The sequence below is a fragment of the Aureimonas sp. ME7 genome (genome assembly GCF_903970965.1).
Lineage (GTDB): Bacteria > Pseudomonadota > Alphaproteobacteria > Rhizobiales > Rhizobiaceae > Aureimonas.
On record NZ_CAJCKW010000008.1, the window covers coordinates 195,473 to 210,229 of the forward strand.

Genomic DNA, 14,757 nt, shown 5'->3' on the forward strand with positions numbered 1-14,757 from the left:
CGCATCGTATCTAGACGCGGCACGTTGCCGAGCCCCTTGAGGCCTTTCGGGACGAGGCCGGGCCATCCGCTCGGCGGCGTGCGTGGATTGGGTGGATCCGGTGCCGATGCGGCGCCCGTGTCCATTCTCGTGTTGGCTTGAGCGGATCGCGAACCGCTTCTGGAGGGTTTGAAGTTGGAACAACCGGTATCGCAAGCTGCGGCCGAGACCGCCCTGACCGGCATTTCGCCGGACGTCGTGCCGACATGGGTCTGGCTGGCGACGGTGGGCGCGATCGCGGCCCTCTTCCTGTTCGACTTCTTCACCCACGTGCGCAAGCCGCATGAGCCGACCTTCCGGGAAGCGGCGCTCTGGTCGACCTTCTATGTCGCGCTCGCCCTTCTCTTCGGCTGGGGCGTCTGGCATTTTTGGGACGCCAAGCACGGCGTCGAGTATTTTGCCGGCTTCATCACCGAGAAGTCGCTTTCGGTCGACAACCTCTTCGTGTTCGTCATCATCATGAAGAGCTTCCAGGTGCCGGCTGCCTACCAGCAGAAGGCGCTGCTCATCGGCATCGTGATCGCGCTCGTCATGCGCGGCATCTTCATCGCGCTCGGCGCGGCCGCCATCGAGCAGTTCTCCTGGGTGTTCTACATCTTCGGCCTGTTCCTCCTGTGGACGGCCTACAAGCTGGCCAAGGAAAGCTTCGCCCACGGCGCCAAGTCGACCGACGAGGAATACGAGCCGAACGCCTTGGTGAAGTACTTCCAGCGCCATCTGCCGACCACGGACGACTTCCGCGGCAACGCGCTGACGGTGATCGAGAACGGCAAGCGCTTCTTCACGCCGATGTTCATCGTGATCCTGGCGCTCGGCATGACCGATCTCCTGTTCGCGCTGGATTCGATCCCCGCGATCTACGGCCTGACGGACGCCCCCTATATCGTGTTCACCGCCAACGCCTTCGCGCTGCTCGGCCTCCTGCAGCTCTACTTCCTGCTCGGCGGCCTGCTCGATCGCCTCGTCTATCTCGGCCTCGGCCTGTCGCTGATCCTCGCCTTCATCGGCGTCAAGCTAATTATCCACGCGATGGAGGCCAACACCCTGCCGTTCCTGAACGGCGGCCAGCCGATCGAGGGTCTGCCCCATATCGAAACGAGCTTCTCGCTTTCGGTGATCGTCGGCATCCTCGTGGTGACCACGGTGGCCAGCCTCCTGAAGAGCCGATCGGACGCCCGCAAGGGTCTCTGACGCCCTCGCCGGGCGGCGAAGCACCCGAAGATCTGGAAAAGCCGGCCTCGCGCCGGCTTTTTTATGTGCGCAGCATCCTGTTTGCCTGTTTGCGCGCCGCTTTCCGCTTGCCAGCGGTTCGATCCCGCGCTCACATGCCGTGGATCCCCTTCACGGGGTCGGGAAACGATGACACCCGATTGTCATGGACGGGTGCTAGGGCGGCGCGGGCGGGCGGTTGGCTCGCGCAGCGAGTTTGGAAGCGCCGCCCTCGCGGCGCCAGTTGGGGGATGGGCATGATGTCCGTTTGGAAGCAGGGCGTGAGCATGGCGGCGGTGGCCGCGTTCGCCGCGGGTGTGGTCGCGGCTCCGGCCGCCCGGGCGCAAGGGCTCGACGCCCTGGTGGAAGCGGCCAAGAAGGAAGGCCAGCTGACCACGATCGCCCTACCGCACGACTGGTGCAACTACGGCGAGATGATCTCGGGCTTCAAGGCCAAGTACGGGATTGAGGTCAACGAACTGAACCCGGATGCGGGCTCGGCCGACGAGATCGAGGCCATCAAGGCCAACCAGGGCAACACCGGACCGCAGGCGCCGGACGTCATCGACGTCGGCTTGAGCTTCGGCCCGCAGGCCAAGACCGACAAGCTGATCCAGCCCTACAAGGTCGCGACCTGGGGCGAGATCCCGGACGACGCCAAGGACGCCGAGGGTTACTGGTACGGCGACTACTACGGCGTTCTCACCTTCGAGGTGAACAAGGACATCGTATCGGAGATCCCGCAGGACTGGCCCGACCTTCTGAAGTCCGACTACGCCAATTCCGTCGCGCTGGCCGGCGACCCGCGCGCCTCCGCGCAGGCGATCCAGGCGGTCTACGCCGCGGGCCTCGCCAAGGCCCCGAACGGCTCGGCGGCCGAGATCGCCGATGCCGGACTCGACTTCTTCAAGCAGTTGAACGCGGCCGGCAACTTCGTGCCCGTGATCGGCAAGCCAGCCTCGCTGGCGCAGGGCACGACGCCCATCATGATCCGCTGGGACTACAACGCCCTGTCCTCTCGCGACACTCTGAACGGCAATCCGGGCGTCGAGGTCGTGGTTCCGAAGACCGGCGTCCTCGCCGGCGTCTACGTCCAGGCGATCAGCGCCTACGCGCCGCACCCGAACGCGGCCAAGCTCTGGATGGAGTACATCTACTCCGACGAGGGCCAGCTGACCTACCTCAAAGGCTACTGTCACCCCATCCGCTTCAACGAGATGGCCAAGGCCGGCAAGATTCCGCAGGATCTCCTCGACCGTCTGCCGCCGGCAGCGAGCTACGAAGCCGCCAAGTTCCCGTCGCTGGACGACCAGAACGCCGCCAAGGCCGAAATCACCACCAAGTGGGATCAGGTCGTGGGCGCCAACGTCCAGTAGTCGAACCCTAAAAACGCCCTCGGCCGCCGCGCTCCGCGCGGCGGCCATCGCCTTCATCTGTCCCGCGCCTTCATGGAAAGGGTCCGTCGTTGAGTGTTCAGGCCCTCGATCCCGGCATCGGCGATGCCCTCGCCGGCCCGCCGACGGCGCGCGCGCGCAGGGTCTCGATGGCCTGGCTCGGCGTCGTCCCCTTCTTCGCCTTCGCCATCCTGTTCCTGATCGCGCCGACCTTCTATCTCGTCGTCGGTGCGTTCCAGAACCCGGCGGGGGCCTTCACCCTCGACAACATGGCGGGGCTCTTCCAGTCGCAGATCCTGTCGGCCTACTGGATCTCGATCCGCATCAGCCTCGCCTCGGCTGGCTTAGGCGCGCTTCTCGGCTTCGGCCTCGCCTATGCGATCGTCCATGGCGGCCTGCCGTCGTGGATCCGCTCCTCCGTCGTGACCTTTTCGGGCGTCGCGTCCAACTTCGCCGGCATTCCGCTCGCCTTCGCCTTTCTGGCGACGCTCGGGCGCATCGGTCTCGTCACCTGGTTCCTGAACGAGGCCTTCGGGCTCAACATCTATCGCCTCGGCTTCAATCTCCTAAGCTTCTGGGGGCTGACGATCACCTATCTCTACTTCCAGATCCCGCTGATGGTGCTGATCATCACCCCGGCGCTGGACGGGCTAAAGCGCGAATGGCGCGAGGCGTCCTCGATTCTGGGCGCGTCCTCCTGGCAATATTGGCGCATGGTGGCGCTGCCCGTTCTCTTCCCGAGCCTGATGGGCTGCTTCCTTCTCCTGTTCGCCAACGCCTTCGGCGCGATCGCGACGGCCTACGCGCTGACCGGCTCCTCGCTCAACATCGTGCCGATCCTCCTTTACGCGCAGATCCGGGGCGACGTTCTCTACAACCCCAATCTCGGCTATGCGCTGGCCTTCGGGATGATCGTGATCACCGGGCTTTCCAATATCCTCTATATCTGGCTGCGCGCGCGCACCGAGCGGTGGCTGCGATGAAGCCCGCCCGCCTTCTGTCCTGGATCGTGGTTTGCTTGGGCGCGCTCTACTTCCTCCTGCCGCTCTACGCGACCTTCCAGTTCTCGCTGTCGATGCTGCGCGGGCAATGGACGTTCGAGGCCTACCGCGTCGTCTTCGCCGACCAGCGGTTCCAGGACACGTTCCTGTTTTCCGTCGTGTGCGCGCTTCTCACCATCGCGCTCGGCACGCTCCTCGTGGTGCCGACGGCCTACTGGGTGCGCCTGCGCCTGCCGCGGCTGAAGCCCTATGTCGAGTTCGTCACCCTCCTGCCGCTGGTGATCCCGCCGATCGTCCTCGTGTTCGGCTATCTCCGGCTCTACAATTCCTCCTCCTGGCTGCCCTTCACCGGCACGGTCTGGGGCACCAACGTCATCCTCGTCTTCGGCTACACGGTGCTGGCGCTGCCCTACATGTACCGCGCGGTGGATACCGGCCTCCAGGCGATAGACATCCGCACGCTGACGGAGGCCGCCGAAAGCCTCGGGGCCAGGCGCTCCAGCATCCTGTGGAGCGTCATCCTGCCGAACGTGCGCGCCGCCGTCCTGTCCGGCGCCTTCCTGACCTTTGCGATCGTGATCGGCGAGTTCGTGCTGGCCAGCCTCCTGAACCGTCCGGCCTTCGGCCCCTATCTTCAGAATGTCGGGGCCAACCGGGCCTACGAGCCCGCTGCGCTCGCCATGATCGCGTTTGCCGTCACCTGGGGCTGCATGGTGCTTCTTCATCTCGCGGGCGGGGGCACGCCGGGTCGCGCCCGCGCCTTCTTCAAACGTAGGGCCGGAGCGACCCCATGAGCTTTCTGGAGATCTCCGGCGTTCGCAAGGACTTCGGCGCCACCACCGTCCTCCACGGCTTCGACCTCACCGTCGAGAAGGGCGAGTTCGTCACCTTCCTCGGTCCGTCCGGCTGCGGCAAGACGACGATGCTGCGCATCGTGGCGGGCTTCGAATCCGCAAGCACGGGCACCGTTCGCATCGACGGGCAGGATGTGACGCACCTGCCGCCCAACACGCGGCGCATCGGCATGGTGTTCCAGGCCTATGCGCTGTTTCCCAACATGAGCGTGGCCGACAACGTCGCCTTCGGGCTCAAGATCGCGGGCGTGCCGAAGGACGAGCGGCGCGCCCGCGTGGCCGACATGCTGCGCCTGATCGGCCTGCCCCATGTCGCAGACCGCTACCCCTACCAGCTGTCCGGCGGCCAGCAGCAGCGCGTGGCGCTGGCGCGCGCCATCGCGCCGCGCCCGCGCGTTCTCCTCCTCGACGAGCCCCTGTCGGCACTCGACGCCAAGATCCGCGTTTCGCTGCGCACCGAGATCCGCGCCCTTCAGCGCGAGCTCGGCATCACCACGATCTTCGTGACCCACGACCAGGAGGAGGCCCTGTCCATGTCGGACCGGATCGTGGTCATGAGCGAGGGCCGGATCGAACAGGTCGGCACGCCCTTCGACGTCTACAACCATCCTCGCACCCGTTTCGTCGCCTCCTTCGTCGGAACGCTCGGCCTTCTCCAAGGTGAGGTCGCGCACGGTGATCGCGCGATCGTGAACGGGCAGGAAATCTCCGTCGCCGCGCCCCATGCCAAGGCCGGGGATCCGATCTCGCTGGCGCTGCGGCCCGAGGCGCTGTCGCTGGAGCCGAGCCGCGAGCGCTCCAACGAGCTGGGCGGCGACATCGTGGATGTGGCGTTCCTCGGCTCCGTGGTGCGCATCCGGGCGCGTTTCGGCACGGACGAGCTTCTGATCGACACGTTCAACGACCCCTCCCGGCCGCCCCCGAACGTCGGCGAGCGGATCGCGGTGCATTTCGCGCCGGGCGACCTTCACTGCCTGGATGCGGGAGCGGGGTCGCGTTCCGGTCTCGGCGTCCCGTCCGCGACGGTGGTTTCCCTGCCCGTGCGCGCTTGATCGGATCCCGCTTCCCTCCCTTGTCTTGAGAGCCCGAGATACGACATGTGCCGGCCAGGGGTTGTGAAACCACCGAGCCGGGGAATCGACGCGACTTGACCTGCCACGACATCGAAGCGCCGCCCGGGCTTGCCGCCGGCCCGATCCTCTACGCGCGCGGTGCCGATGCCCTCGAAGCGCGCCTCGGCGTCGTCGCCGTCACGCGGAATGGAGCGGCGGCGCCCGTTCTCCACGCTGACGGAAGCGATCCGGTGGCGTTGCGCCTTCGCGCCCGCCTGTTCGGACACTGCGTCTGGGGCGCCGATTTCGCGCTGCCGGCGGGGCCGGATGCCGGATATGCGATCGACGGCGTCCGCTACCTCGTGCGCACCGATCTGACGGGCGATCTCGCCATCGGCTTCGTGTCCTGCAATGGGCAGGAGAACGGCGACGAGGAGCGCAGCCACGAGGACCGCGACGTGATGTGGCGCCGCCTGGCGGCCGACCACCGGCGCGAGCCGCTGGCCCTTCTCCTGCACGGCGGCGACCAGCTCTATGCCGACGAGGCCGCGAACGCGCATCCCGAGACCCGCCGTTGGGCCGCGCTTCCCCTGGCCGAAAAACCCGGCGTCGCCTGGACGCCCGATATGGCGGAGGCGGTGCGCGGCTACTTCTTCCGCCGCTATCTCGCGCTGATGCGCCAGCCCGCCACCGCCGAGCTTTGCGCGCGCACCCCCTCTATGATGATCTGGGACGACCACGACATCTTCGACGGCTGGGGCAGCCACCCGCCGGACCTCCAGGAAAGCCCGGTCGCGCTCGGATTGTTCGAGGCGGCGCGCGAGATGTTTCTCCTGTTCCAGCTCGGCGCCGACCCCGCCGATCTTCCCGCGACCTGCCGCGACCGGTCGGGCGGCAATTTCAGCCAGGACGCCGCCTTTCCGGGCTTTGCCGTGCTCCTGCCGGACCTGCGCTCGGAGCGCCGGCCGGACCGGGTGATGGGGGAGGCGGGATGGCAGGCGTTCGAGGCGGGGTTGGCCGCCGCGCCCGACGGGGATCGCCGCATCGTCGTTTCCAGCGTGCCCGCGCTCGGGCCGCGCCTGTCCCTGGTGGAGGCGCTTCTCGACTTCTACCCCGGCCAGCAGCAATACGAGGACGACCTGCGCGACCAGTGGCAGAGCCGCGGCCATCGCGCCGAATGGAAGCGCTTCCTCTCGGCGATGGAAGGCGAGATGCTGCGCCACGGCGGGCCGGTGACCGTCGTTTCGGGCGAGATCCATCTGGCGACGCGCGGCGAGATGCGCCTGCCCAACGGCTCGCGCCTCCACCAGCTCGTGGCGTCGGGTATCACCCATCCCAAGCCGCCGGCGGCGATGGCGATCGGGCTCGGCCTCCTGTCGCGGCTCGGCCATTCGCCCTTGAAGGGGCGGCCGATCCGCCTGAAGCGGCTGCCGGGCCAGGCGATGATCTATACGGCCGACCGCAACTACCTCGTCCTGCGCCGCCGGGCGGGCGAATGGAGCGGGGCGTGGGAGCTGGAGGAAAGCGGGCGGACGCCCGAACTCGGCATTTGATCGGGCAGGCCGGACGCCGGCGCGCGATGGTTCGGCGTCGGTCCGTCGCGGCTGTGGAAAACAAGGGTCGGCTCCGCCCGGCGGTCGAACGAAACCGACGCTATGCCGTTACTCGCTCCGGTGCGGCATAATGATCGCACTCGAGGGACCATCCGCATGAATCAGACCGGCGCCGGAATCGCATCCGGCAGGAAGAGCGTCGCGGCCGAGCCTGCCGCTTTGGGGCGAACGGCGTTTCTCGCCGGCGCGCTTCTGATCGCCGCCATTGCCGCCTTCGGCTGGACGACGTGGCAGGACATGCGGCGCGAGGCGGCGGCCCAGGCGAACGGCGCCATCATCGCGGAAGCGGAGCGCTTCCTATCCATGATGGTGAGCCTGGAAACCGCGACGCGCGGCTTCGTGATTGCGGGCAACGAGGATTTCCTGACGCCCTACCGGCAGACCCAAGCCGATCTTCCCGCGCAGCTGTCGCGCATGGAGGGCGTATGGTCGGACGGAGGCGGTGATCCCGCCCGTCTCGCCCGTCTCCGCCAACTGGCCGAAAGCGAGATCGCCTTCGAGACCGAGGTCGTGCGCCTGCGCACCGAGGAAGGCGCCGAGCCAGCCGCAGCTCTCGTTCGCTCGGGCGCGGGCAAGGGCGTGATGGATACGATCCGCGCCGAGGTCGGGCGGGCACAGGCCAACGCCCAGACGCGCGTCGATCTGGCCGCGGCCACCGCGCGGCGCGACGACACGATCTCCAACACCGCCTTTCTGGCGGCGATCCTGTCGGCGGCCGCGCTCGCGGTTCTGGCATTTCGCCGACACATGGAAAGCCGGCGTGCGTCCGGGATGCTGACGGCCGTTCTCGAGAACTCGCCGGTGGCCGTCGGCTTCGTCGACAAGGACCTGCGGATCGGGCGCCTGAACCCCGCCTTCGCCTCGGCGGGGGCCAGCCTCGGGCGCGAGGTTGCCGTGTCCGATCGGCTTCTCGATCTCTTCCCCGAGGACCGCACCATGCTGGAGCGGATGCTGGACGAGACGCTGCGCTGGGGGCGCGTCCACAACGGCGTCGAGCTTCGAGCGGGCGAAGGCGAGGAGGAGCAGCTCTATCTGGCGAGCCTTTATCCGCTGCGCCCGGAAGGAAGCCACGAGCGCGAAACGGTCGGCGCGGGCGTCGTTCTCGTCAACGCCACGAAGCGGCTTCGCGCCGAGCGCAGCCTTGCCTATTCCGAAACGCGCTTCCGCTCGCTCATCGAGGCGACCTCGGCGATCGTCTGGTCGGCACCCGGTTCCGGCCTTTTCAGCGGCGCGCAACCCGGCTGGGGAGCCTTCACGGGTCAGAGCGAGGCGGAATATGCCGGCTCGGGGTGGACCGATGCGATCCACCCCGAGGACCGCCAGCGCTCGATCGAGGGTTGGACGCGCGCGGTGGAGCGGCAGGACACCTACAAGATCGAGCATCGGGTGCGCCGGGCTGATGGAGAATGGCGCGACATGCTGGCGCGCGCCGTTCCCATTCGCGGGATCGACGGCGCGGTCACCGAATGGGTGGGCACCCACACCGATATCACCGACCAGAAGCGGATCGCGGCCGAACTCGGCGAATCCAACGAGCAGTTCCGCACGATCGCCGACAACATTCCCCAGTTCGCCTGGATCGCCCGGCCGAGCGGCGAGATCTACTGGTACAACCAGCGCTGGTTCGACTACACAGGCACGACGCTGGAGGAGATGCGCGGCTTCGGCTGGACCAAGGTCCACCATCCCGACCATCTGGAGCGCGTGCGCGCCGAGCTGGCGCGGCGCTTCGCCGAAGGAACGCCCTGGGAGGACACGTTCCCGCTGCGCGCCGCCGACGGCTCGTATCGCTGGTTCCTGAGCCAGGCCATTCCGATCCGCGACGAGGCTGGCGAGATCGTTCGCTGGTTCGGCACGAACACCGACATCACCTCCCAGCGCGCCGCCGAGCAGGAGCTGGAAGCGGCCAAGGAAGCGGCCGAGAATGCCAACCGCGCCAAGTCGCAGTTCATCGCCAACATGAGCCATGAGCTGCGCACGCCGCTTTCGGCCGTGATCGGCTATGCCGAGATGCTGGAGGAGGAGGTCGAGGATCTCGGCGAAGCCCATCTCCTCACCGACCTCAAGAAGATCGAGCAGAACGCTCGCCATCTTCTCAGCCTGATCAACGACGTTCTCGACCTGTCCAAGATCGAGGCCGAGCGAATGGACGTCTATGCCGAAAGCTTCGCGCTTCGGGACGTTCTCGATGAGGTCGGCTCCACCGTGGGGTCGCTGGTCGCCAAGAAGAACAACCGGCTGGAGGTCGAGGCGGCGGGCGATCTCGGCTCCGTCCACACCGATCAGGTCAAGCTGCGCCAATGCCTGATCAACCTTCTTTCCAACGCCTCGAAGTTCACCGAGAACGGCACGATCCGGCTGACGGCGCGGCGCGAGCCGCAGGACGGGGGCGACTGGATCCGGCTCGAAGTCTCCGACACGGGCATCGGGATGACGCCGGAACAGGTCGAGCGCCTGTTCGAGCGCTTCGCGCAGGCCGACGAATCCACGACGCGCAAGTTCGGCGGCACGGGCCTTGGCCTTGCCATCACACGCGCCTTCTGCCGGCTTCTCGGCGGCGATATCGGCGTCACCAGCGAGGCGGGTGAAGGCACCACCTTCACCATCCGCATTCCCGCCGAGGTGGAGCAGCCGCCGATCGAGGAGGAGGCGCCCGTCGCGGCCGAAGGCGAAGCGCAGGCCGAGACGGGGGCGGGGCTGGTCCTGGCGATCGACGACGACCCGCATGCGCGCGAACTCGTCACCCGCTTCCTCCTGCGGGAAGGGTTCTCGGTGCGCACCGCCGCAGACGGCCTCAGCGGCCTCGAGATGGCCCGCCTCCTGAAGCCCGACGTGATCCTCCTCGACGTCACCATGCCCAAGATGGATGGCTGGGCGGTGCTGACCGAGCTAAAGGCCGATCCGGACGTCGCCGGCATTCCCGTGATCATGATCACTATCATCGACGAGCACAGCCTCGGCTACGCGCTGGGCGCGGCGGACTATCTCCTGAAGCCGGTGGAATGGAACCGTCTCAAGGCGGTCATGGAGCGCTTCCGTACCGCCGACAACGCCCTGATCCTCGCGGTCGACGACGACGCCGACGGGCTGCAGCGCACCGCCACGCTCCTGGAACGCGAGGACCTCAAGGTCATCACCGCCCTGAACGGGCGCGAAGCGTTGGAGCGGATGGAGACGGAGCGGCCGGGCCTGATCCTCCTCGATCTCGTGATGCCCGAAATGGATGGGTTCACCTTTCTGCGCGCCATGCGCCAGCGGGCCGAGTGGCGCGACATTCCGGTGGTGGTTCTCACCTCCAAGGACCTGACGGGCGAAGAGCTCCGTTTCCTGCAGGGGCAGGCTGAGGAGATCTTCACCAAGGGCGATGTCGATCTTCGGGAGCTTGCGGCCCAGATCCGCGTTATGGTCGAGCACAATCGTTCGCCGCAGCTGCCGGACCCCCCGCAGCCCGCGCAACCCGGGTCGGAGACGCGATCATGACACGCATCCTGTTGGTCGAAGACCACGAGGAAATCTGGGACTTTCTGTCCCGCCGGCTGCAGCGGCGCGGCTACGAGGTCGTTCTCGCCCACGACGGGCAGGATGGGATCGAGAAGGCACGCGGCACGGCGCCCGACATCATCCTCCTCGACATGAACCTGCCGGTGATCGACGGCTGGACGGCGGCGCGCACCATGCGGGCCGACAGTTCGATCCCGCGCATCCCGATCATCGCGCTCACGGCCCACGCCATGTCGGGCGACCGGGAAAAGACGCTGGCCGCCGGCTGCGACGACTACCACGCCAAGCCTGTGGACTTCTCCAAGCTCCTCGGCCAGATCGAGGCGCTGGTGCCGCAGTCCTCCGTCCCGGCGCAGTAGAAACCCCGGCCCCTCGGGGGAGGCGATCGAGCGTCGGGAAGGGGCTCGCTTGCCCGATGGGGGTGGTTCATCGCTCCGAGAAAGGCGGTTCGGGAACCAATTGCCGTGCGCGCCATTGATTGGCTGGCGAATATTCCCACAGGACGGAACCACTCCCTTGAACATTCAATCGAATGCCACTGCCTTCGCGTCCAATCTCGCGAAGCCCGGCTTGAAGCGCTCGCGCATCCAGGCCGGCCGGCCCTTCCCGCGCGGGGCCACTTGGGATGGACTTGGCGTCAACTTCGCCCTTTTCTCGGCGCACGCCACCAAGGTCGAGCTTTGCCTGTTCGACGAAACGGGCACGACCGAGCTCGAGCGGATCGAGCTGCCGGAATACTCCAACGAGGTGTTTCACGGCTACCTGCCCGACGCGCGTCCCGGCCTGATCTACGGCTACCGCGTCCATGGGCCCTACGAGCCCGACAACGGCCACCGCTTCAACCCCAACAAGTTGCTGCTCGACCCCTATGCCAAGCAGCATGTGGGCGAATTGACCTGGGATCACGCGCTGTTCGGCTACACGATCGGCCATGCCGACGGCGACCTGTCTTTCGACGAACGCGATTCGGCGGCCTTCGTGCCGAAGTCTCAGATCGTCGACCCCGCCTTCACCTGGGGCAGCGAGCGCCGGCCGAGCGTTCCCTGGGAGCGCACGATCTTCTACGAAACCCATGTGAAGGGTTTCACGCAGCGCCATCCGAGCGTGCCCGACCGCGATCGCGGCAAGTTCTCCGGCCTCGCCCATCACGACGTCGTGGAATACATCAAGAGCCTTGGCGTCACCTCGGTCGAGCTTCTGCCGATCCACGCCTTCGTGGACGATAGCTATCTCGTCGAGAAGGGCCTGCGGAACTACTGGGGCTACAACACGCTCGGCTTCTTCGCGCCCGATCCGCGCTATCTCGCGACCCCCTTCGTCAACGAGTTCAAGGAACTCGTCTCGACCTTCCATCACAACGGTCTCGAGGTCATTCTCGACGTCGTCTACAACCACACTGCGGAAGGCAACGAGAACGGGCCGACGCTCTGCTTCAAGGGCATCGACAACGCCTCCTATTACCGCCTCCTGCCCGACAACAAGCGCTACTACATCAACGACACGGGCACCGGAAACACGGTGAACACGTCGCATCCGCGCGTCATGCAGCTGGTGATGGACTCGCTTCGCTACTGGGCGGGCGAGATGCGCGTCGACGGGTTCCGCTTCGACCTCGCCACCATTCTGGCGCGCGAGCCGTTCGGCTTCTCGGAGGAATCCTCCTTCCTCCACGCCACGATGCAGGACCCGCTGCTGAGCCAGGTCAAGCTCATCGCCGAGCCCTGGGACTGCGGTCCGGGGGGTTATCAGGTCGGACGCTTCCCGCCGGGCTGGGCCGAGTGGAACGACGGCTACCGCGACACGGTGCGCTCCTACTGGCGCGGCGACGAGGGCAAGGTTCCGGCGGTCGCCGGCAAGATCTCTGCCTCGGCCGACCTCTTCGACAAGCGCGGTCGCAAGCCCTGGGCGAGCGTCAACTTCATCACCGCCCATGACGGTTTCACGCTGCACGACCTCGTCTGCTACAACGAGAAGCACAACGAGGCGAATGGCGAGGACAATCGCGACGGCCACTCCCACAACCTGTCCAACAACTACGGTGTGGAAGGCCCGACGGAGGACGCGGAGATCAACAACACGCGCTTCCGCCAGCTGCGCAACCTGTTCGCCACGCTCCTCTTCTCGCGCGGCACGCCGATGATCCTGGCGGGCGACGAGTTCGCCCGCACGCAAGGGGGCAACAACAACGCCTATGCCCAGGACAACGAGATCGGCTGGATCGACTGGAACGTCTCGGAGGACGGCGAGGATCTCGCCGAGTTCGTCCAGAAGCTGATCATGGTGCGTCAGGCGTTGCCGATGCTGCGTCGCGGTCGCTTCCTGCACGGCACGTTCGACGAAGAGATCGGCGCGAAGGACGTGACCTGGATGTCGCCTTCGGGCGGCGAGATGCAGGACGCCGAATGGGGCGATGCCGGCGCGCGCTGCTTCGGCGTGCTCCTCGATGGTCGCGCGCAGGCGGAGGGCATCAAGCGCCTTGGCTCGGACGCGACGATGCTGATCGTCCTCAACGCCCATCATGACGTGGTGAACTTCAAGCTTCCGTCCGCTCACGGCGGCAAGCGCTGGCACTGCATCATCGACACCAACCTGCCGAACCGCGACGAGCTCGTGCCCTTCGAGTTCGAAACGGACTACATGACGACGGGGCGCTCGTTCCTCGTCTTCATCATGGAGCCGGAAGACGGCTACTCGATCTCGGACGACGCACACCGGGCCTTCGCCCATGTGAACGACGCCTTCGAAAAGGCCGCCACCGACCGCATCCACCTGGTGCGGGCCGAAGGCGCCTGATCCTTCAGGCTTCCATGACGTGAAACGAGGAAGGGCCGTGTCCGCTAGGGATGCGGCCCTTTTCTTTGGTCGGACATTCCGATGCGGGGCGAGGGTTGGTGCCGATCGAAGGGGACGGTCCTCGATCGCCGATCCGATCGCTCCCCCGCCGTGAGAGGAACTTGGGTGCGTCCGGAATATCCGGCCGGATCAGACCCGGCGGAACATGTAGGTCGTCGCATGAAGGGCGCGGCCATCGGCATCCCAGGCAAAGTCCGGGATCACGCCTGCGACCTCGAAGCCGACCGAGCGGTAGAGCGGCTCAGCGACGTCACCAGTCCGGGTGTCGAGGGTCATCAGCGTCTTGCCCGACCGCGCGGCGCGCTCGATCGCCCCGGTCATCAGACGACGCCCGATGCCGAGCCGCCGGGCGCCGGGGTGGACGATCATCTTGGCCACTTCGCAGCGATGCGGCTGGTTCGGCGGCATGGCCGTCAAAAGCTGCACGGTGCCCACGAGTTCGTCGCCCCGTCGGGCCCCGAGCAGCAACCGTCGCCCGGCCTCGACCTCGGGCAGGACGGTGTCCAACCAGAAGGACGCGGCGTCCTGGCGTGACAAGGGCGCCATGAAACCGATGGCCGCGCCTTCGGCGACGCTGTCGGTGAGAATTTCGCACAGAGCTTCGGCATGGCGGCGAACGGCCGCCGCATCGAGTTCGAACACGCTGATTTCCACGGAGCGGCTCCTCAAGCCATGGCGATGATGTAGCGGACGGGCTCATCGCCGGTCTCGAAGGACGACGCGCCGTGCAGCCGGTAGCGAAGGCAGTCGCCCGCACGCAGCTCGTGGCGCACGCCGTCGACGGTGAGCGCGAGCGATCCGGCGAGGAGAACGAGATGATGCTCGTGCCCCGGAACGGACGGGCGCTCGTAGGCGATACGCTGATGGGCATCGATCTCCCCCTCGATCATCTCGAGCTGGAGCTGGCGGCTCGGAGGTGACAGGGCGCGGCGCTTGAAGCCACGCGATGGGTCCGCCCAAAGGCTCTGTTCGTCGCGGCGGACGAGCGGCGAGAACCCAGGCTCCAAGGGGGTCAGAAGTTGGGACAAGGGCAGCGCGAAGGCGGACGCGAGACGCCCGAGCGTTTCCGCCGTCGGGCTGACCTCGGCATTCTCGATGCGCGACAACGTAGCGCGGCTGACGCCGCTCATGCCGCTGACGTCCTGGAGGCTCAGGCCCCGGCTGGTTCGCAGCCGTTTCAGATGTTCCGCGAGCGCTTGGTTCGATCGATCGCTTGATTCCATATAAGAGATAAAATCTCG

The 14,757-nt window shown here is 66.8% G+C and carries 11 protein-coding genes; 9 read left to right on the forward strand and 2 right to left on the reverse strand.

What is annotated here, in order from left to right:
• Positions 1–174: 174 nt before the first annotated feature.
• The 9 genes from H7A85_RS14965 to glgX all read left to right on the forward strand — a co-directional run bounded on the left by H7A85_RS14965 (position 175) and on the right by glgX (position 13,456).
• Positions 175–1,230: a TerC family protein gene (locus H7A85_RS14965; protein ID WP_244631212.1), complete on the forward strand. Its 1,056-nt coding sequence runs from the start codon at positions 175–177 to the stop codon at positions 1,228–1,230.
• 275 nt (positions 1,231–1,505) lie between these two features.
• Positions 1,506–2,624 carry an ABC transporter substrate-binding protein gene (locus tag H7A85_RS14970; protein ID WP_182086753.1) on the forward strand — a complete coding sequence of 373 codons (1,119 nt, stop codon included), beginning with the start codon at positions 1,506–1,508 and terminating at the stop codon, positions 2,622–2,624.
• Positions 2,625–2,791: 167 nt separating this feature from the next.
• Positions 2,792–3,625: an ABC transporter permease subunit gene (locus tag H7A85_RS14975; protein ID WP_182086796.1), complete on the forward strand. Its 834-nt coding sequence runs from the start codon at positions 2,792–2,794 to the stop codon at positions 3,623–3,625.
• On the forward strand, positions 3,622–4,437 hold the full coding sequence (locus H7A85_RS14980) for an ABC transporter permease (protein WP_182086754.1): 816 nt from the start codon (positions 3,622–3,624) through the stop codon (positions 4,435–4,437). The genes H7A85_RS14975 and H7A85_RS14980 overlap by 4 nt, the downstream gene beginning before the upstream one ends.
• On the forward strand, positions 4,434–5,549 hold the full coding sequence (locus tag H7A85_RS14985; RefSeq protein WP_182086755.1) for an ABC transporter ATP-binding protein: 1,116 nt from the start codon (positions 4,434–4,436) through the stop codon (positions 5,547–5,549). The genes H7A85_RS14980 and H7A85_RS14985 overlap by 4 nt, the downstream gene beginning before the upstream one ends.
• A 95-nt stretch (positions 5,550–5,644) precedes the next feature.
• Complete coding sequence (locus H7A85_RS14990; protein ID WP_244631213.1) at positions 5,645–7,102, forward strand: alkaline phosphatase D family protein; 1,458 nt, start codon at positions 5,645–5,647, stop codon at positions 7,100–7,102.
• Positions 7,103–7,258: 156 nt separating this feature from the next.
• Complete coding sequence (locus H7A85_RS14995) at positions 7,259–10,642, forward strand: response regulator (RefSeq protein ID WP_182086756.1); 3,384 nt, start codon at positions 7,259–7,261, stop codon at positions 10,640–10,642.
• Entirely contained in the window at positions 10,639–11,022 is a 384-nt protein-coding gene (locus H7A85_RS15000) for a response regulator (protein ID WP_182086757.1), read from the forward strand. The genes H7A85_RS14995 and H7A85_RS15000 overlap by 4 nt, the downstream gene beginning before the upstream one ends.
• Positions 11,023–11,185: 163 nt before the next feature.
• Positions 11,186–13,456: a glycogen debranching protein GlgX gene (glgX, locus tag H7A85_RS15005; protein ID WP_182086798.1), complete on the forward strand. Its 2,271-nt coding sequence runs from the start codon at positions 11,186–11,188 to the stop codon at positions 13,454–13,456.
• Positions 13,457–13,645: 189 nt separating this feature from the next.
• Here glgX and H7A85_RS15010 read toward each other — a convergent pair whose 3' ends face one another.
• Both H7A85_RS15010 and H7A85_RS15015 read right to left on the reverse strand, forming a co-directional pair.
• Complete coding sequence (locus H7A85_RS15010) at positions 13,646–14,170, reverse strand: GNAT family N-acetyltransferase (protein WP_182086758.1); 525 nt, start codon at positions 14,168–14,170, stop codon at positions 13,646–13,648.
• Positions 14,171–14,181: 11 nt separating this feature from the next.
• Positions 14,182–14,739 carry an XRE family transcriptional regulator gene (locus H7A85_RS15015; RefSeq protein ID WP_182086759.1) on the reverse strand — a complete coding sequence of 186 codons (558 nt, stop codon included), beginning with the start codon at positions 14,737–14,739 and terminating at the stop codon, positions 14,182–14,184.
• Positions 14,740–14,757: the final 18 nt, after the last annotated feature.